Origin of the sequence: Rhodococcus sp. 05-2254-6 (assembly GCF_002258565.1) — a bacterium.
Lineage (GTDB): Bacteria > Actinomycetota > Actinomycetes > Mycobacteriales > Mycobacteriaceae > Rhodococcoides.
This window is the reverse complement of sequence record NZ_NOZF01000186.1, coordinates 65,072-84,759: the sequence shown is the minus strand read 5'-3', so window position 1 is coordinate 84,759 and position 19,688 is coordinate 65,072. Positions and strand designations below refer to the sequence as shown.

Sequence of the window (19,688 nt, the reverse complement as noted above, 5' to 3'; positions counted from 1 at the left end):
CTTGGAACCGCTCGATGGAATAACCTCCATCGAGCGGTTCGCCTGTTTTCACAGCAGAACCTCAGTTTTTCGGGACCACATCGTCCCTGGCCTCGAGGGGCCACCCAGAAAGCCCTGTTCGATTGCCGGGGGCCGCATGTCGCGGAGACCGCGTAGATGAGAGAGAGCACGATTCATGCGATTTGCCGGCCTCAGCAGAACCCCGAAGGCGTCTTCACGCTGGCGTCAGCGCCTGCTCGGCGTCGGTGCTGCCGCGCTCGTCCTTCCCATCGCAGCCGGTGTCGTCGGTGGAGCGGTCGCTGTTGCAGCGCCTGCTCCCGTCGTGCACCAAACGCCCGCCGGTGGCCGTGAGGACCTGATCGTTCCGTCCGAGATGGGCCCCATCAAGGTTCAGGTCCAATGGGCGGCCCGCGGTGGCAACGCTGCTCTCTACCTGCTCGACGGACTGCGCGCACGCGACGACCGCAACGCCTGGACGTTCGAGACCAACGCGCAGGATCAGTTCGCCAACGACAACGTGACCCTGGTCATGCCCGTCGGCGGTCAGTCGAGCTTCTACAGCGACTGGTACACCTCGTCGAACTTCAACGGCCAGGAAGTCACCTACAAGTGGGAGACGTTCCTGACCCAGGAGCTGCCCGCGTTCCTCGAGAACTACGGCGTCTCGCGCAGCAACAACGGCGTACTCGGACTGTCCATGGGTGGCTCGGCCGCTCTGACGCTCGCCGCGTACCACCGCGATCAGTTCAAGTTCGCCGGTTCGCTCTCGGGCTACCTCAACATCTCGGCACCCGGAATGCGCGAGGCCATCCGCGTCGCCATGCTCGATGCCGGACGCTTCAACGTCGACTCCATGTGGGGACCGCCCTGGAACCCGGCGTGGCTGCGTAACGACCCGTTCGTCTTCGCACCGAGGCTCGAGGGCATGTCCCTGTACATCTCGGCCGCCAGTGGTCTGCCCGGCGAGTTCGATCGACCGGCCGCGCCGATCGATTTCTACAACACCGCCAACGGCATGGCGCTCGAGGCCCTCTCGCTCGCCAACACCCGTGCATTCCAGATCCGCATGAACACTCTCGGCATCCCGGCCACCTACAGCTTCCCGTCCAACGGCATTCACGCATGGCCGTACTGGGGAGCCGAGCTGTGGAAGGCTCGCGGCCAGATCCTGGAAGCCCTGAACGCCTGACGTTCACCATCGTCATGTTCTCCGGAAGTGCCGCCCGCGTCCCTACGCCGGGCGGCATTTCTGTTCCAGCGGATCGTTAGCGGCACCTCTGTTCACAATTGCACCACCAGTCACAGCGCGTCTGCTTCTCGTCGGCAGCGGGCACGTGTAGAAAGACATACGAAGCATGTCTCGATAGGAGACCTTCGAATGTCACGTCGAAAGAGAGTCACCATCATGCGCACTGAGCTTGTTCGGTTCGGTCGGACTACATCGGCCGGTACACGGGCTCGGCGAGCGGCAGCAGCATTGACCGTCGCTTCCGCGCTGATGATCCCCTTCGCGACGACGACCGTTGCCTCCGCGGCCCCCGTCGCCAGGACGGCCCCTGTTGCACTGGCCGGCCCCGCCTACACACAGACATCCGGTGCCACCGTCACTTCGGTGGACTGGCTCTCCGATCGTCGCGTCGCGCTGTGGATCCAGTCGCCCTCGATGGGAACGCCCATCCAGGTTCAGCTACTGCTCGCGCGTGACTGGAACATCAACCCTCAGGCGACGTTCCCGCAGGTGTACATGCTCGACGGCCTGCGCGCGACCGACCAGGAGAACGGCTGGACGGCCGAGACCGACGCCGAGTCGTACTTCGCCGACAAGAACGTCAACGTGGTCCTGCCCATCGGCGGCCAGTCCAGCTTCTACTCCGACTGGGTCGATCAGGACAACGGCAAGAACTACCAGTGGGAGACGTTCCTGACCAAGGAACTCCCGCCGATCCTCGAACGCGACTGGCGCAGCACCGACAACCGAGGAGTCGTCGGGTTGTCGATGGGCGGCACGTCCGCGATGTTCCTCGCCGCGCGCAATCCCGGCTTCTTCAAGTTCGCCGGATCGCTCTCGGGCATCCTGAGCACCACTTCGCTTGGTATGCCGCAGGCAATCCAGTACGCGATGACCGACGCCGGTGGGTTCAACTCCAGCGCCATGTGGGGACCGCCGTCGAACTCGCTGTGGGCACAGCACGATCCGTACATGCTGGCCGACAAGCTCGAAGGTGTCAGTCTCTACATCTCGAGCGGCAACGGCTCGGCCGGACCCTACGATCAGCCGTCGCCCATTCCCGGCGTGAGCACCAATTACGCAGGTATGGGACTGGAGATTCTGTCGCGACTGACCTCGCAGACGTTCGCCACCAAGCTCAACCAGCTCGGCATCCCCGCTCAGGTCAACTACCGGCCGTCGGGCACGCACTCGTGGCCGTACTGGCAGTTCGAGTTGCATCAGCTGTGGCCGCAGCTCGCCACCGCGCTCGGCGTCGAGGTGGACAAGCCCGCATGCAGCGCCGCCGGACTGATCGGCAACGCGAGCGGTGCCAATTCGTGGCTCGGCCCGTGCTTGACCGCCGAATACAACGTGGCAGGCGGACGCGCACAGGACTTCACCTTCGGTCGGGTCTTCTTCACCCCCGACACCGGTGCGCAGGTCGTCGCCGGTGCCATCGGTGGCATCTATCAGGGCAACAGGGGCCCCGAGGGTGCTCTCGGCTTCCCGACGACCGGCGAGATCGGAACCCCCGACGGTCGCGGACGGTTCAACGCCTTCCAGAACGGCATGGTCTACTTCACGCCGCAGACCGGCGCGCACGCGGTCAAGGGTGCCGTGCTCGACGAGTGGGCCGCCCAGGGTTACGAGGGTGGACCGCTCGGCTACCCGGTGCTCGACGAGGTCGAAACGCCGACCAAGCCCGGATCGGTGCAGGGCTTCGAGATCGGTGCCATCTACACCTCGCCCGAGGCCGGTGTGCACTCGGTGCAGGGCATGATTCTGGGCAAGTACGGCGAATTGGGTTGGGAGGGTGGACCTCTCGGGTTCCCCAAGTCCAACGAGCTCGGTCCGATCAGGGACGGCGGACGCTTCAACCAGTTCGAGACGGGCAACATCTACTGGAGCCCGCTGAGCGGTGCCTGGTCCACTCCGTACGGTCCGATCTTCGACGCGTGGGGATCGGTCGGCTACGAGGGCGGCCGGCTCGGTTACCCCACCAGCGATCAGTTCGACATCGACGGTGGCGGCAAGCAGCAGAACTTCCAGTTCGGCATCATCACGCTGAAGGACGGCGTTGCCACGATCGCGCCGTAGAACCTGCCGACAGCAGCTCAGAGTTCTCACAGAGCGCGGCGGTACTCTCGCCTGCGAACCCGACGACCGAAGGATTTCGATCGATGACGCGTAATTCCCTCACCAGGACTCTGTCGCTCGGTGTGTTCGCCGTTGCGGCGAGTTCGATGCTGGTGGCCTGCGGGAGTGACGACTCGACGGCGACCGGAGCGCCGACGAGCACCACCTCGGCCGTCGAGACGACGACCGAGGCGAGTTCGACGACGTCGGCTGCAGAGAGCACCACCACCGCTGCGCCGACCACGAGTCCGGGGGAGGCGGCCACTGCGCCGCCCGAGCAGCCTCAGCCCGTCCCGGACGATTTCCCGGGGCCCACGGAAAGTCAGATCGACGACCGCGGTCAGAGTTTCCTGGACGAGTTGAGGAAGCAGGGCATCACCCCGGCCGGCAACGGCGACATCGCGGTCTCGACGGCCAACTACATCTGTGCCGCGCAGGCACAGGGCGTCACTGCCGAGGAGATCTCGACCTTCGTCACGGCGAACGTCGGCGTCGAGGCCAGCGCCTCCGGAACCCAGATGAGCGAGACGCAGGCTCAGCAGGCGGCTCAGACCTACATCGCCGCCGCGCAGGCGACGTACTGCAGGCCGTAGAGATCCACGGTGATGGCCAAGCGTAAGCGCAGAATTCTTCCGGTGATCGCCGTTGCGGCGATCATCGGTCTGATCATCGTCGCCCTCTGGTACCTGCTTGCCGGAAGGCTGCCGAAGGAACCGGGAATTCCGGTGCCTCCGGGCCCCGAGGAGCCGACGTCGCAGCCGGCCGATTGCCCCGACGTTCAGGTCATCGCCATCCCCGGTACCTGGGAGTCGTCTGCCACCGACGATCCGTACAACCCGACGGCCAACCCGGTGTCGTTGATGCTCAACGTCACTCGCCCGTTGCAGGAGCAGTTCCCCGGCTCGCGAGCGGACGTCTACACCGTGCCGTACGTGGCGCAGTTCTCGAATCCCATCGCGCTGCCGCCGGACGGCCAGGAGTCCTACAACAACAGCCGCACCCAGGGCAAAGCCGTCGCCGTGCAGAAGATGACCGATGTCAGCGCGCGTTGCCCGTTGACCAATTTCGTCCTCGCCGGCTTCTCTCAGGGCGCGGTCATCTCCGGCGACATCGCAGCGGACATCGGAGCGGGCAACGGTCCCATTTCCGCCGATCGTGTTCTCGGCGTCACCCTCATCGCCGATGGCCGACGCGACGGCGTCTCCGGCACCGATGTTCCGGCCCCGCTCGACGGCGTCGGTGCCGAGGTTGCGCTCGGCGGACTCGACCTGCCCGGTATCACGATGACGGGGCGTCGCGAAGGTGGCTTCGGTGCGCTCGACGACCGGACCAACCAGATCTGTGCTGCCGGCGATCTGATCTGCTCGTCGCCGTCGGATGGATTGTCGCTCCGCAACATTCCGCAGAGCATCCAGATTCTGATCGGTGCTGCAGGCAACCCCGTTCATGCGTCGTACAACAGTTTCGTCGTCGACGAATCCGGTACGACGGCTACTCAGTGGACCGCTTCGTGGGCCGCCGGACTGATCGAGAACGCCCCGACGCCCCCGCATTCGTGAGCGCTGACGCTTTTATAACGGAAACGTCACAACGCGACGTGTGGCGATCTATTGCCGGGCACAAACCTGGGTCGGGAAACCCCCAGCCGGTGTGATCGACTCGGGCCAGCGGCTAGAGTGGCGCCTTGGACCTGCGCAGATCGGCCCCGGCCGGGCTGCTCTCGCCACCCGAAACAAGACCGCTCCACACTCCGAGGAGAGCAATAGATGAGTTCCGCCGAGGCCGCGACCGCAGGGCCGCGTAAATTCCGATTCGCTGCAGGCGGAGAGGGAAACGCCGAGGAGGGTGGGGCTCGGAAGTTCATCAAGCTGGCGCAACAGGCCGAGGAACTGGGCTACGACAGCTTCATGATTCCCGACCACCTGGGCAACCAGGTCGGTCCCATCGCAGCCCTCGGCGCGCTCGCCGTCGCCACCGACAAGATTCGGCTCGGCACCGCTGTGTTGGCCAACGGCTTTCGGCATCCGGCTGTGCTGGCCAAGGACGCGGCCACCATCGATGTGCTGTCGGGCGGGCGGCTCGAACTCGGTCTCGGCGCCGGTTGGATGCGTGAGGAGTACGACAAGGCGGGCATCACGTACGACCGCCCGGGCGTGCGCATCGAGAAGTTGGAAGAGACGCTCGAAATTCTCGACGTGCTGCTGCGCGGTCAGGAATGCAATTTCGAGGGCAAGCACTACACGATCACCGGTCTCAAGGGCAGTCCTCGGCCGCGGCAGGGACCGCGTCCTCCGATCTGCATCGGCGGTGGCGGTCCGAAGATGCTCGCGTTGGCGGCCAAGCATGCCGACATCATCTCCGTGGTGCCGAGCACCTCGAAGGAGGGCAAGCTGTTGCTCTCGGGCATGACCATCGAGAAGACCCTCGAGCGAGTCGAGCTCATTCGCGCGGCCGCGGGCGATCGGTTCGACGACATCGAACTGAACTGGGCCATCACCACGATCGTGGTCACCGACGACCGTGAACAGATGGCCGAGATGGCGCTGGCGGCACTCGACAACGGCTATCCGCCGAACGTGGACGTCGACGTCAAGCTCACCGTCGAGGACATCCTGTCGTCTCCGTACCTCGCATTCGGGACATACGAGGAAATTGCCGATCAGATCCGTAACGTTCGCGCGCGGACGACGATGTCCTATGTCGGGGTTTTCCCTACTCAAATGGAAGCATTCGCGCCGGTTGTCGACTTGCTGAAAGGCGAGTGACGCAGGCGCGTGTCGGTACCATGTAGCTGGCCTTTCAAACCAGGTGCCAAACCGACACCGTAAGAGCTACTAGTCAGTAACATAAAACGCTGTTCGGTGTCTGCATGCACGCAGCCGGTGGTGCGGGCCCAGGTCACGCAGGCTGTGTGGCAGCGGATTCGTGTCGGAGGAGATTGAAGTAATGAGCCACACGTTCGATGATTTCATCGATGAGAACGGCCACATCACCATCGGGGAAGGGCAGACGCTCGTCCGCCACGTCGAGGTGAACGTGCAGGAGAATTCCGACACGCTCGCGTACCGGTTCGTCGACTACTCCCGGGAACGTGACGGCGAGGCTCACGAGCTGACCTGGGCCGAGTTCGGTACTCGCCTCAAAGCGGTCGCGGCTCGCCTGCAGCAGGTCACCCAGCCCGGTGATCGAGTGGCGATCCTGGCACCGCAGGGCCTCGAGTACGTCATCGCCTTCTTCGGTGCGATCTACGCGGGCACCATCGCGGTGCCGCTGTTCGATCCCGACGAGCCGGGCCACACCGACCGCCTGCATGCCGTCCTCGGTGACTGCAAGCCGAGCGCCATCCTCACCGCGAGCAACTCGGCCGCAGGCGTGCGCGCGTTCTTCCGCGCCCTGCCCGCCGCGGAGCGTCCCCGGATCATCGCCGTCGACGCCGTCCCGGACAGCGTCGGTGAGACGTGGGTCGAGCCCAAAGCCGGGCTCGACGACATTGCGTATCTGCAGTACACCTCCGGCTCGACGCGGACGCCGGCCGGCGTCGAGATCACGCACCGCGCAGTGGGCGTCAACGCGCTGCAGATGGTCGACAGCATGGAGATCAACCACGACTCCCGCGGCGTCACCTGGCTGCCGATGTTCCACGACATGGGCCTGCTGACCGTCATCCTCCCGGCGCTCGGCGGCAAGTACATCACCATCATGAGCCCGCGCGCCTTCGTGCAGCGGCCCTGGCGCTGGATCAAGGAACTCGCCGCTGTCTCCGACGGCGCAGGCACCTTCGCGGCAGCACCGAACTTCGCGTTCGAGCATGCCGCCCAGCGTGGATTGCCGAAGAACGGCGAGAGCCTCGACCTGTCCAACGTCATCGGTCTGATCAACGGCAGTGAGCCCGTCACCACGTCGTCGATGAAGAAGTTCAACGAGGCGTTCGGCCCCTACGGACTGCCCAAGTCCGCGATCAAGCCGTCCTACGGCATGGCGGAGGCGACCCTGTTCGTCTCGACCAGCAAGCACGCCGACGAGGCCAAGGTCGTCTACGTCGACCGCGTCGAGCTCAACGCAGGCAACTTCGTCGTCGTCGCCCCCGACGCCCCCGGTGCCATCCCACAGGTGTCCACCGGAACCGTCGCACGCAGCCAGTGGGCTGCCATCGTCGACTCCGAGACCGCCACCGAGGTTGCCGACGAACACGTCGGCGAGATCTGGTTGCACGGGGAGAACATCGGCAAGGGCTACTGGGGCCGCGAGACCGAGACCACGGAGACCTTCCACAACAAGCTCGTCCACCGCAACTCCGAGGGCTCGCACGCAGAGGGCGCTCCCGAGGGTGGCAATTGGATGCGTACCGGCGACTTCGGCGTCTACCACGACGGCGAGCTCTACATCACCGGTCGCGTCAAGGACCTCGTCATCGTCGACGGCCGCAATCACTACCCGCAGGACCTCGAGTTCTCGGCTCAGGAAGCCAGCAAGGCGCTGCGTCCCGGCTTCGTCGCGGCCTTCGCCGTACCGCTCAACCAGCTCCCGGACATCGTGTTCGAGTTCAGCGGCGCAGCCCTGACCAAGGACTCCGACGACAGCTCCGAGCAGCTCGTCATCGTCGCCGAGCGTGCACCCGGCTCGGGCAAGGCAGACCCGGCTCCGATCGCCGACGAGGTGCGTACCGCGGTATCGGCACGGCACGGGGTCACCGTGCGCGACGTCCTGCTCGTCCCGGCCGGTTCCATTCCGCGTACGTCCAGCGGCAAGATCGCTCGACGCGCCTGCAAGGCCGCGTACATCGAGGGCACGCTGCGTGGCGGTTACCAGCAGACGGCCTTCCCGGATGCAGAACTGCCCGACTGACGGACGCATCCTCCGTTCTTCCTCCGATACGACTTGGTGAGTAATGGCTGAACAAGAGACAGACAAAATCGAGCGCGTGGACGGCGGGGACCTCACGGTTGCGCAGCTGCGGGACTGGCTGCGCAACTGGGTTGCGGACGCGACCGGGCAGCCGGCGTCGGCCATCTCCGACGACCGCCCGATGGAGGAATTCGGTCTGTCCTCTCGCGATGCCGTCGCACTGAGCGGCGAGATCGAGGAACTGGTGGGGGTCACGCTGACCGCCACCGTCGTCTATCAGCACCCCACCATCGCCTCGCTGGCCAAGATCATCATCGAAGGCGAGCCGGACGAGCCCGTCGGTACCGTGGACGACGCGTTCTACACCAGCGGCGGACAGTCGGGCGATGCGCACGACGTCGCGATCGTCGGCCTGTCCTCCCGGTTCCCGGGTACCGGACAGACTCCCGAAGAGATGTGGTCGCTGCTGATCGAGGGCCGCGACGGCATCACCGATCTGCCCGACGGCCGCTGGCAGGAATTCACCTCCGATCCCGTCATCGCTGCCGCGGTGGCCGCGACGGTGACCAAGGGCGGTTACCTCGACGACGTCAAGACCTTCGACGCCGAGTTCTTCGCGATGTCGCCCAACGAGGTCGTCAACGTCGATCCGCAGCAGCGACTCGCGCTGGAACTGACCTGGGAAGCGTTGGAGCACGCGCACATTCCGGCCAGCTCGATCAAGGGCAGCCAGGTGGGCGTCTTCATCGGCAGCTCCTCCAACGACTACCAGCTCATCGCCGTCAGCGACCCGGCCGTGCACCCGTATGCCCTCACCGGCACGTCCACCGCCATCGTCGCCAACCGAGTGTCGTACTTCTACGACTTCCGCGGGCCGTCGATCGCCGTCGACACCGCGTGCTCGTCGTCGCTCGTCGCCGTGCACCAGGCGGTACGCAGTCTGCGTACCGGCGAATCCGATCTTGCCGTTGCCGGTGGCGTCAACATGCTGCTCGCGCCGCCCATCACCGTCGGATTCGGTCAGACGGGTGTGCTCGCGCCGGACGGCCGAATCAAGGCCTTCTCCTCGGACGCGAACGGCATGATCCGCTCCGAAGGCGGCGGACTCGTCGTCCTCAAGCGACTCGAGGATGCCGAGCGCGACGGTGATCAGGTGCTTGCCGTCATCGCCGGCTCCGCGATCAACCAGGACGGCCGGTCCAACGGTCTGCTGGCACCGAACCCGGACGCGCAGGCCGACGCGCTGCGGTTCGCCTACCGCGATGCCGGTATCAACCCGTCGGGCGTGGACTACATCGAAGCGCACGGCACCGGAACCATTCTGGGCGATCCGATCGAGGCCGACGCTCTCGGTCGTGTGGTCGGCCGTGGTCGCGACGTCGACAAGCCGGCCCTGCTGGGATCGGCGAAGACCAACTTCGGACACCTCGAATCGGCCGCAGGCGCAGCAGGTTTGATCAAGGTCGTCCTGGCGATGCAGCAGAACAAGCTGCCTGCGTCGCTGAACTACGTGGGCCCCAACCCGTACATCGACTTCGACAAGGCGCACCTGAAGGTGATCCCGGAGGCCACCGACTGGCCGCGGTACACCGGCAAGGCCGTCGCAGGCGTCTCCGGCTTCGGATTCGGTGGCACCAACGCGCACGTCGTCGTCCGCGAGTACGTCCCGGGCGAGACCGCAGACGCATTCGATCCGGCGGCTGTGGATCCGGAAGCCGTTCTCGTCGAGGGCCTCACCGATGTGGCCGGTGAGGAACTGCCGATCGTCGCCGACCCCGAGCCCGAACCCGTCGTGTCGGAGGTCGAGACCGCGGATCCGGTGGCCGAGGCCGAGACCATACTGTCCGACGCTGAAACAGGTTCGGACACAGTGATTCTCGCTGTGTCCGCGGCCCTGCCCTCGCGTCGTAAGCGGGCCGCATCGGAACTGGCCGACTGGCTCGAAACCGAAGAAGGCAGCACGACGCCTCTCGTCGACGTGGGCCGCACGTTGGCTCGCCGGAACCACGGGCGTTCGCGCGCAGTGGTTCTGGCGTCGACCACAGCCGAGGCCATCGCTGGACTGCGCGCCATCGCCGCGGGAAAGCCCGGCCCCGGTGTGTTCTCGGCAGATTCGCCCGCATCGAACGGGGCGGTGTGGGTGTTCTCCGGCTTCGGTTCGCAGCACCGCAAGATGGCGTCGCGGCTCTACCGCACCAACGCGGTGTTCGCTGGCGAGGTCGACAAGATCGACGAGCTGGTCGTCGACGAGGCCGGCTACTCCATCCGCGAGATCGTCCTCGACGACTCGCAGACCTACGAGTTCGAGAACTCCCAGGTCGCCATCTTCGTCATCCAGATCGCCTTGGCGGCAACGCTTCGCGCGCACGGTGCCGAGCCGGCGGCCGTCATCGGACACTCGATGGGCGAGGTCGCGGCGGCATACGTTGCCGGTGGCCTGAACCTCGAAGACGCGGTGCGCATCATCTACGCCCGTTCGCGCCTGCTGGCCGAGGGCCAGGACGGGCTCGGCGCCGCATCGCAGGGTGCCATGGCTCTCGTCGAGTACACCCCGGACGAGGTCAAGACCCTCACCGATCAATTCCCCAACGTCGAACCCTGCGTCTACGCAGCACCGACGCACACCACCGTCGGAGGACCACGCGCCGAGGTCGAGGCTCTCGTCGAGATGGCGGAAGCCGCAGGCAAGATGGCTCGCCTGCTCGACGTCAAGGGCGCGGGACACACCGCGGCAGTCGATGTCCTGCTCGGTGAGCTGGCCGCCGAACTCGCCGGAATCGAACCCGGCAAACTCACTGCCGGGGTCTACTCGTCGGTCGATCGCGAGGCCCACTATCGCGTCGGGCATGCGGCGATTCACGGCGTCGAGTACTGGACCAAGGGAATGCGTCATCCGGTCTGGTTCACTCAGGCCGTCAATGTCGCTGTGGGAGACGGTCACACGACGTTCGTCGAGCTTGCTCCCAACCCTGTCGCGCTGATGTCGGTCGCCGCCACTGCCTGGGCTGCAGGCGTCGCCGATTCGACTCTGATCCCGACGCTCAAGCGCAAGGAGGACGAGTCCGAGACCTTCCTCTCCGCGCTGGCGCAGCTCTACGTCCACGGGCACGCCCTGGAACTGGCCACGCTGTTCGAGTCCGGCCCGTACGCGCCGATACCGCGTACCGCGTACCTGCGCAAGGAGTTCTGGCTGAACTCGCAGGTCAGCTCCAGCGGCAACGCGCGAGTTCCAGGTGCCCGAGTCGCCTTGCCGGATGGCCGCCACGTCTGGGAAGTTCAGGCCTCGGCCGTCACCTCGTTCGATGCATTGGTCACGGCCGCTGCATCGCAGGTGTTCTCCGATGTGGCCCTGGGCGTTTCGGTGTCTCACGCTGCAGTGCCGAAGGTGGGCACTGTCGTCACCACGTTGACCTCGCATCTCGGTGGCGCATCGGTTCAGGTGCACGCACACGAGGGCTCGGCGTTCACCCTGCTGCACGAGGCCGTCGTCAGCTCCGGAGATGCGCGCCCGGAACCCGTTGTGGCGGTGGAGGAGCGATCGTCGTCCCCCATGGAGGAGTTGCCGGAGGTCGTCGAGACCTTCGGTGACCGTTGGGATCCCAACGGCAATCAGAAGCTCGAAGACCGCTTGGCCATCATCGTCGCGGAGTCCATGGGCTACGCGCCCGAGGATCTGCCGCCCGAGGTTCCGCTGATCGAGCTCGGCCTCGATTCACTCAGCGCTGTGCGGATCAAGAACCGGGTGGAGTACGAATTCGACATTCCCACAGTGCAATTGCAGGCCGTGCGCGACGCGAACCTGCGTGAGGTGGAGAAGTACCTGCGCTACGCGATCGAGAACCGCGACGAGGTGCAGGCACTGGCCGACAAGCAGGCGGCGGAGAAGGCAGCCGAACAGGCTGCCGAGAGCGGTGCGGCAGCTCGCGAGGAAGCGTTGGACACCGCTGTTGCGGCGCCCGACGCTGCGGTACCGAGCGCCGAGTACCAGCCTGCGCCTGCTGTTGCTGCTCCGGCGGTTGTTGCTCCGGCGCAGACCGACCTCGGCGGCAAGGAAGCGTTCGCCGAGGCTGCCGGGTCCGACGTGCCTCCGCGCGACAATGCCGAGCGGATGACGTTCGCGACGTGGGCTGTGGTGACGAAGGAATCGGCCAAGGGCATCTTCAACACCCTTCCGATCCTCGACGACGAGACGGCCGAGAAGCTGGCTGCTCGTCTGACCGAGCGGGCCGGCGGCGAGATCACCTTCGACGACGTCCTGGACTCGGAGACCATCGAGCAGCTCGCAGACAAGGTTCGCCCGCACCTCGAAGACGGTGAGATCGACGGCGTCGTACGCAATCTGCGTGCCCGCCCCGAAGGTTCCACCGCCACACCGGTGTTCGCGTTCCACTCGGCCGGTAGCTCCACCGTCGCCTACGAGCCCTTGCTGAGGAAGCTGCCCGCGGGCACTCCGATGTACGGACTCGAGCGCGTCGAAGGACCCATCGCCGTGCGAGCCGCGGAGTACGTGCCGCTGATCAAGGCGATCCAGCCCGAAGGACCGTACGTGTTCGTCGGCTGGTCGCTCGGCGGCATCCTCGCCTACGAGGTGGCGCGGCAGATGGAAGAAGAGGGGATCGAGGTCGCCTACGTCGGGCTGCTCGACACCGTCATGCCCGGCACGCAGATCCCGGACACCAAGGACGAGGTGCGTAAGCGCTGGGAGCGGTACGCGGCGTTCGCGAAGAAGACGTACAACGTCGATTACCCGATTCCGTACGACAAGTTGGTGGACTCGGACGACGAGGGGCAGATCCGCATCATCACCGATCTGGTGAAGCTCAGCGGCGCGAAGATTCCCGGCGGCATCATCGAGCACCAGCGCACGTCGTGGCTCGACAATCGGGCGATCCAGACGGCCGAGCTCAAGAAGTACGGCGGGCACGTGACGCTGTACCTGGCCGACAAGTACCACGACGACGCGATCGCCCTCGAGCCCGCGTATGCCACCCGCGAAGAGCACGGTGGCTGGGGACCGGTGGTCGAGGACCTCGAGATCGTGTACGTCGGAGGCGATCACCTCGCCGTCGTCGACGAGCCGTACATTGGAAAAATTGCGGCCCATTTGTCGAAGACGCTCGAGAACATCGAGTCTGCAAGAACCGGAGCGTAGATCTTGAGTGGCACCACTGCGGAGAAGCTGGCCGAACTACGGACGAAGCTCGAACAGGCCAAGGAGCCGGCCGGCGACATCGGCGTAGCGAAGCGCGCGAAGAAGGGCATCCCCAGTGCCCGCGATCGCGTCAATTCGTTGCTCGATCCCGGCAGCTTCGTCGAGATCGGCGCACTGGTGAAGGCCCCGAACGATCCGGGCGCGCTCTACAGTGACGGCGTCGTCACCGGCCACGGAACCGTCGACGGCCGCCCGATCGCGGTGTTCTCGCACGATCAGACCGTGTTCGGCGGAACCGTCGGCGAGATGTTCGGTCGTAAGGTCGCCGGCATCATGGACTTCGCGATCAAGATGGGCTGCCCGGTCGTCGGCATCAACGACTCCGGTGGAGCTCGTGTGCAGGACGCGGTGACGTCCCTGGCCTGGTACGCCGAGCTGGGTCGACGCCACGAGGCGTTGTCCGGTCTGTGCCCGCAGATCTCCCTGATCCTCGGCAAGTGTGCCGGCGGTGCCGTGTACGCGCCGATCAACACCGACATCGTGGTCGCCACCGAAGAGGCGTACATGTTCGTCACCGGCCCGGAGGTCATCAAGTCCGTCACCGGTGAGGACGTCAGCCTCGACGAACTGGGTGGTGCGCGCGTCCAGGCTGTCAACGGCAACGTGCACCACGTGGCAGCGGACGAGAAGGCTGCGTTCGAGTGGATCCGGAACTACCTGAGCTACATGCCGTCGAGCTGCCAGGAAGAGTCGCCGGTGATCAACCCGGGGCTCGAGCCGGAGATCACCGAATCCGATCGCAAGCTCGACTCGTTCATGCCCGACGCCGACAACGCCGGTTACGACATGCACGACATCATCCTGCGAATCTTCGACGACGGTGAATTCCACGAACTCTCGGGCCAGACGGCACCGAACGTCATCACGGGTTTCGCCCGCGTCGACGGCCGGCCGGTGGGAATCGTCGCCAATCAGCCGATGCACCTGTCCGGGGCGCTCGACGCCAAGGCAGCGGACAAGTGCGCCCGGTTCATCCGACTCAGCGATGCCTACAACATTCCGATCATCTTCCTCGTCGACACACCCGGCTTCCTGCCCGGCGTCGACCAGGAGACCCTCGGCGTCATCCATCGTGGTGGCCGCTTCATCTTCTCGTTCGTCGAAGCGACGGTGCCGAAACTGACTGTGGTGATCCGTAAGTCGTACGGCGGTGGATACGCGGTGATGGGCTCCAAGCAGCTCGGATCCGACATCAACCTCGCCTGGCCGACTGCCCGCATCGCCGTCATGGGTGCCGAAGGTGCCATCAACATCATGAGTCGCAAACAACTCGCCGAGGCCGGAGAAAATGCACCGGCCCTGCGCAAGCAGCTCATCAACTTCTACAACGAACACGTGGCAACGCCCTGGATCGCCGCCGAGCGTGGCTACATCGACGCGGTCATCGAGCCCTCGCAAACGCGCCTCGAAATTCGCAAGGCCCTGCACATCCTGAAAGACAAGGAAGTGCACAAGAGTCCACGGAAACACTCGTTGCTTCCGATCTAGGCGGACTGAAGTGGTGCCCCAGCCCTCGCGGGGGTCGCTTCGCTCCCGTTCGCGTCAATGGACCACTGCACTGCCCAGACGTATGCAATGGTTCATCCACGTGGGGTGGACTCGGCGTCGATGGACCATTGCACTGCCGAGACGCATGCGATGGTTCATTCACGCGCGGGCACCGGTAGATTCACGCGGCACCATCACCACATCCGGTCGTGGTCTGGCGAGAGCGTGCTGGAAGTTCCTCCGTAAGTCTTCGAGCACCTGTGTCGGCCGATCGCGGATGTCTTGCGGTGAATGGGACACGACGATCAGGCCGTGCGCCTGCATTCGATTGCGTCGGGCTTGTGTGCGCTGGTAGTCGGCTGGTGACAGATGGTGGGTCACGGAATCGATTTCACGTGCCAGCGCCACGGCGTCGATCCAGCCGTCCGTGTTGGCGATGAACTCTCCGCTTCGAGCGTAGATGTCGCAGTTGTGCGTCATCGCTGGCAGCCCGCTGGTTCGGTACAGGCGTTGGTCCTCGAGTTCTGCCACCGAGTGCGCGTTGTCCCGTAACTCCAGAAGTACGCGGCGGGTGAGCGCGCTGTAGCGGCGCGGCCCTTCGGCCAATTCGGTGGCGATCTCGTCGATGGACACGCCGCCTCGTTGGAGCACCTCGGTCAGCAAGGCGACGCACCGTGCCTCGGACTTCGCGGCCCGTGTGGCGTCGACCAATGAACGCACCAGAGGAGCAACTCGTATGCTGCCCTTGGTGATCGGCTCGGGAATCCGCCACGTCCGCTCTGCTCGGACGAAAGACACCGATGCCCGACGCATCTCTGCGGGTAGCAGCAGATGAACCTCCCCGGCGGATCCGTTGGTCCCGTATCCGAACGAATCGAGTCCGACGCAGCCGGTGATCATGCTCGTCGGTCCGCCGTATGCGAGCGCCGCCGCTGAGCGTTCGAGCGTCGACGGATGACCGTTGCGCAGCAGTACGACACCCGGCAGCAATCGCTGCCACGGACCGCCGGCCGCGCATCTGCTGTCGATCGCTGCGTCACTCACGCCCGCCTCGCGAAGCTGCCGACGCGTCACGACGCCGGTCGAGCTGAGGTCGAACAATGAACCTGCGTTCCACAATCGTCTTTTCATGCCCGAAGAGTGAAATCCGGCACCGACACGTTTGTCGCGTTCAGGTGCTGTCGCAGCCTCTCTGTGGATGGTCGACCAGTCTGTGGATGGATTGGCCTTCACCAGTCGCGAGTTGCCAAACATTGTCGGGCTCGGATGTTAGGGCCGGCAGATGGAGTCCTATGAAGCCCGCGGTCCTTGCCCCCCACCGGAGGGTGAATGGACCACCTACGCGCTCAGACGTATGCAACGGTCCATTGACCCACTACGGGCCGAAACGTGGATGGACCCTTGCACGGTCGAGACGTGTGCAAGGGTCCATTGACGCGGAGCGGCGGGTGGGAGGTCAGTCCTCGAATACGCGCAGTTGTCCGTCTTGGTACCAACCGGATCGGGTGACGTCGGCGGTTTCGAGTTCAGCGGGCACTGCGCTCGGGTAGTACTGCTCGTAGCGTTCCAATGAACCCCAGTCCCTGGCCCAGTCGTTTTCGAGGTAGGTGGGGACGGTGACGGGCTTGGCGAGTAGTTCGGACCAGCCCAGTGGGCCGCCGTTTTCGCCGGATTGCCAGGTGTCGGTGGAGCTGACGGCGAGTGGGCGGTCGGGGAGGATGCGGTATCCGGGCACCTCGGCGACGCCGTTTCGGTGGTCGAAGGGGCGTTGGCACGGGAATTGCAGTCCGACGGCCCAGTCGAGCAGCACGGGTTGTTCGCTGCCGATCATGGTGTTGAGGTTTTCCATCACGGGCACCCGCGGCGGGGTGAATGCGAGCCATTGGTCGCCGGTGAGGTTGGGGTCGTTGGCGACGATGCGGACGGCGTCGGCGTCGGGTGCGATGTCCGCCAACGGGATTCGGAGATTACGCCACGAGGGTGCGGGTCCGATGTCGCGTGGCAGGTAGGTGCCCTGGGCCTGGACGCTTCCGTCGGGCTGACGCTTGCCGTATTCGAGCAGCAGCGACTGTCCGTAGGTGAGGGCTCCGGTGTCGTCGTAGGACCAGATGCGTCCGGCTGCGGAGAAGACGACCAGCGGTGCGTCGTCGCTGCGAGCGGGTAGTTGGTACCAGCTCGACGTCGCCTCCGCGGGCTCCTGGACGCCTTCCTGGTAGGAGCCGAGGACGGGGGTGGTGGCTGGGTCGAGGCCGAAGGGCAGGGCGGCGGAGGAGCCGTTGACGCCCACTTCGCCGGTGCCGCCTGCGGTTCCGGAACTCTGGCCTTCCTCGAATGCCGGTCCGACGGACTGCTGATCGGTATTGCCCTGTCCTGGTTTGACTTCCACGGCGTCGGCGCTGAGGTCGCTGGGAACACCGTTGGCGGTGAAGTTGCGCAGTGTGCTGCTCGATCCGCCGAGGGGGCCTGCGACAGGGTCGAAGTCTTCCGGCAGTGGGCTCAGTACACCTGCGTTGGGGTTCGACTCTACGAGGACGTCGTTTGCGAGTCCGCACGAATTACCCAGCACCGATTGCACGTTCGACCGGGCCAGCGAGTAGGCGGGGTACTGAGAGACGGCTCCCTTGACGAGCGAGAGCACCTCGAACAGCACCATGATTCCGGCGATGACAGTCAGCGGCGCGGCAGCGAACTTACGGATGCGTTGACCGCGCGCAGACGTCGGTTTCGGTTGCGGCGGAGCGTATCCCTCACGCAAGTACTGGAAAGCTGCAATGGCGAGGACCAGTCCGAACAGGATGAGGAACAGGGTGCCCGATTCGTTGCCGCCCAGCGAGACCGTCTTGTCGAACCACGGCACGCCGTAGCTCGAGACGTACCAGTAGCCGTTGATGCCCGAGAACGACAGTGCCAGAACGAACATCAGTCCGGCGGCGAACAGCGATCGGTTGCGACGCGAGCGCAGGGCACTGGCCGAGACGGCGACGGCCGTCAGTGCCGCCAGTCCACCGGCGATTCCGGCGTAGGAACCGAAGTGGTGAGTCCACTTGGTGGGGTTGAACATCATGAAGAAGATGGTGCCGAGGACGACGCCGAGCAGACGCCACGCCGGCCCGTTCGCAATGCCGGGGATGCGTCGTCGACGAAGCAGCACGAACAGTGTGGTGAACAGGCACAGGATCATCGTCAGGAACGCGAAGCGGCGTGCGACCGAGCCGTCGACGGTTTGGACGAAGAGGTAGTAGTACCGCAGGAAGTCCTGGTACCAGGCCTCGTTGGGGCCGATGATGGTGCGGACTCGGGTGGACTCGATGACCGTCGCGTACGTCTGGTCGGCGAAGACGACGACGAGTACCAGTACGCCTGCTGCTGCCAGCGGGGCCAGCATCGCGAGGGTGCCGACCTGGCGGTGGCGTCGGACGACGATGCGTGCGATGGGCCGGGCCCCGGCGAGAAGTGCTGCCACACACATCAATCCGGTCGGCGCTGCGGCGAGGGTGAAGGCTCCGATCAAACAGGCTGCGGCGGCGGGCAACAACCTGCCGGTGGCGATGGATCGTTCCACCGAGCACCAGGTGAGCAGTGCGCCGAGGGCGACGATCGGTTCGGGACGCAGTCCGTTGTTGTACGGCAGCCAGAAGGCGAGGAACACCAGTCCGCCGGTCCACAGGGCGACGTTGGATTTGCGCACGGCGCGGCCGAGGCGCGGGACCACCTCACGGCTGATCACCATCCAGCAGAGGACGCCGGCGATGAGTGCGGGCAGTCGCATCCACGGGCTGGCGGTCGAGATCTTGGCGAAGACGGCGAGTACGTCGTAGTACCAGCCGAATGGGGCTTCGGGGACGCCGAACCAGCGGAAGTAGTTGGCCATGTAGCCGGAGTGATCGGCGGCGCGGGCCATCGTGAGGAGGTAGCCGTCGTCCGAGGTGTTCGCGCCGACGAAATGCCAGCCGACCAGAACGCCGAGGACGGTGACGTCGACGCCGGTGAACCTCCACCAGTGGGAGGGGAAGAAGCGGCGGTGCGCGCGACCGTCGGTGCCGTCGAGCCGTCCGAGTGCGCCGATGGCCAACAATGTGCAGGCGATCGCGAGGATCATGATCAGAGACTTGAGCAACGTCGGCGACGACGAGAAGCGGGAGTCGACGTCGACGGTGACGGACATGTCGGCCGGGGCCGCGCCGCTGAGATCGCTGAAGATGCCGACGACCTGGGGGCGTAGATCGCCGTCGAGTCTGCCTTGCAGAGGCTGGCCGTCGTCGTCGGTCAGTCCGGTGAAGGCCGCGGAGGTGTACTCGTCGTTCGAGGTGATCTCGATGGCCGCGCAGCGGGTGCTCTCGACGTCGGCGCGCGGTGCCGTCGCGACGACTACGTTGCGGTCGAGAACGTCCACGTTCGATTCGCCCACACGTACGAACAGACTGTTCAGTGCCGCGCCTTCGCCCTGAGGGGGCGCAGTCGCCAGCAGTAGCCCGCCCGACGCGGGGAGTGCTGCGACGGCAGAGCACGGGAGGGTCGCGGTGAGGCTCAGGGGTGCCTGGGACACCAGCGGGGCGTCCACGTCCTGCAGGAGGCCGTTCTGCGGCCATTCGATGGTGGCCGTTGTCTGAGTGACGGGTGCGAACGGAGTGATCAGCGCGAACAGCACACCGAGCACGCCGGCCACGATGGCGATCAGCCGGGGAACTCGCACCTGCGCACGAAGTTCGTCCGAGGCTCGCAGTGGAGCGGGGACGGGTGGACCAGCTGATGAATCTGTCACGACGTCGGGCACGAGAGTCGATGTTATGCGAGCGT

Annotated in this window: 10 protein-coding genes; 8 read left to right on the top strand and 2 right to left on the bottom strand. The window is 65.4% G+C overall.

The window, feature by feature from the left end; genetic code table 11:
- Positions 1-175: 175 nt before the first annotated feature.
- The 8 genes from CH256_RS26005 (at position 176) to CH256_RS25970 (ending at position 14,891) form a co-directional block, all read left to right on the top strand.
- Complete coding sequence (locus tag CH256_RS26005) at positions 176-1,189, top strand: alpha/beta hydrolase (RefSeq protein ID WP_068054320.1); 1,014 nt, start codon at positions 176-178, stop codon at positions 1,187-1,189.
- 216 nt (positions 1,190-1,405) lie between these two features.
- The gene (locus CH256_RS26000; protein WP_094638930.1) at positions 1,406-3,307 is read left to right on the top strand and encodes an alpha/beta hydrolase-fold protein; all 1,902 of its coding nucleotides are present in this window, start codon (positions 1,406-1,408) and stop codon (positions 3,305-3,307) included.
- Positions 3,308-3,390: 83 nt separating this feature from the next.
- The gene (locus tag CH256_RS25995; RefSeq protein WP_094671290.1) at positions 3,391-3,939 is read left to right on the top strand and encodes a DUF732 domain-containing protein; all 549 of its coding nucleotides are present in this window, start codon (positions 3,391-3,393) and stop codon (positions 3,937-3,939) included.
- Between the two features lie 12 nt (positions 3,940-3,951).
- The gene (locus tag CH256_RS25990; RefSeq protein WP_094671288.1) at positions 3,952-4,905 is read left to right on the top strand and encodes a cutinase family protein; all 954 of its coding nucleotides are present in this window, start codon (positions 3,952-3,954) and stop codon (positions 4,903-4,905) included.
- 207 nt (positions 4,906-5,112) lie between these two features.
- Positions 5,113-6,111 carry an LLM class F420-dependent oxidoreductase gene (locus CH256_RS25985; protein WP_094671286.1) on the top strand — a complete coding sequence of 333 codons (999 nt, stop codon included), beginning with the start codon at positions 5,113-5,115 and terminating at the stop codon, positions 6,109-6,111.
- A 181-nt stretch (positions 6,112-6,292) separates the two neighbouring features.
- Positions 6,293-8,191, top strand: a complete 1,899-nt coding sequence (gene fadD32, locus CH256_RS25980) for a long-chain-fatty-acid--AMP ligase FadD32 (RefSeq protein WP_068054333.1) — start codon at positions 6,293-6,295, stop codon at positions 8,189-8,191.
- A gap of 43 nt (positions 8,192-8,234) precedes the next feature.
- On the top strand, positions 8,235-13,343 hold the full coding sequence (gene pks13 / locus CH256_RS25975; RefSeq protein ID WP_094671284.1) for a polyketide synthase Pks13: 5,109 nt from the start codon (positions 8,235-8,237) through the stop codon (positions 13,341-13,343).
- A gap of 3 nt (positions 13,344-13,346) precedes the next feature.
- A complete protein-coding gene (locus CH256_RS25970) occupies positions 13,347-14,891 on the top strand; it encodes an acyl-CoA carboxylase subunit beta (RefSeq protein ID WP_094638927.1) in 1,545 nt (514 codons plus the stop codon).
- A 159-nt stretch (positions 14,892-15,050) separates the two neighbouring features.
- On the opposite strand, the gene CH256_RS25965 is transcribed toward CH256_RS25970, so the two are convergent.
- Both CH256_RS25965 and CH256_RS25960 read right to left on the bottom strand, forming a co-directional pair.
- Positions 15,051-16,022 (bottom strand): hypothetical protein, encoded by a 972-nt coding sequence (locus tag CH256_RS25965; RefSeq protein WP_068054628.1) that lies wholly within the window; start codon positions 16,020-16,022, stop codon positions 15,051-15,053.
- A 325-nt stretch (positions 16,023-16,347) separates the two neighbouring features.
- Positions 16,348-19,665, bottom strand: a complete 3,318-nt coding sequence (locus tag CH256_RS25960) for an arabinosyltransferase domain-containing protein (protein ID WP_179272233.1) — start codon at positions 19,663-19,665, stop codon at positions 16,348-16,350.
- Positions 19,666-19,688: the final 23 nt, after the last annotated feature.

Coding starts and splice junctions, on each gene's coding strand:
- CH256_RS26005 (WP_068054320.1), top strand. CDS start 176: ATGCGATTTGCCGGCCTCAGCAGAACCCCGAAGGCGTCTTCACGCTGG.
- CH256_RS26000 (WP_094638930.1), top strand. CDS start 1,406: ATGCGCACTGAGCTTGTTCGGTTCGGTCGGACTACATCGGCCGGTACA.
- CH256_RS25995 (WP_094671290.1), top strand. CDS start 3,391: ATGACGCGTAATTCCCTCACCAGGACTCTGTCGCTCGGTGTGTTCGCC.
- CH256_RS25990 (WP_094671288.1), top strand. CDS start 3,952: ATGGCCAAGCGTAAGCGCAGAATTCTTCCGGTGATCGCCGTTGCGGCG.
- CH256_RS25985 (WP_094671286.1), top strand. CDS start 5,113: ATGAGTTCCGCCGAGGCCGCGACCGCAGGGCCGCGTAAATTCCGATTC.
- fadD32 (WP_068054333.1), top strand. CDS start 6,293: ATGAGCCACACGTTCGATGATTTCATCGATGAGAACGGCCACATCACC.
- pks13 (WP_094671284.1), top strand. CDS start 8,235: ATGGCTGAACAAGAGACAGACAAAATCGAGCGCGTGGACGGCGGGGAC.
- CH256_RS25965 (WP_068054628.1), bottom strand. CDS start 16,022: ATGAAAAGACGATTGTGGAACGCAGGTTCATTGTTCGACCTCAGCTCG.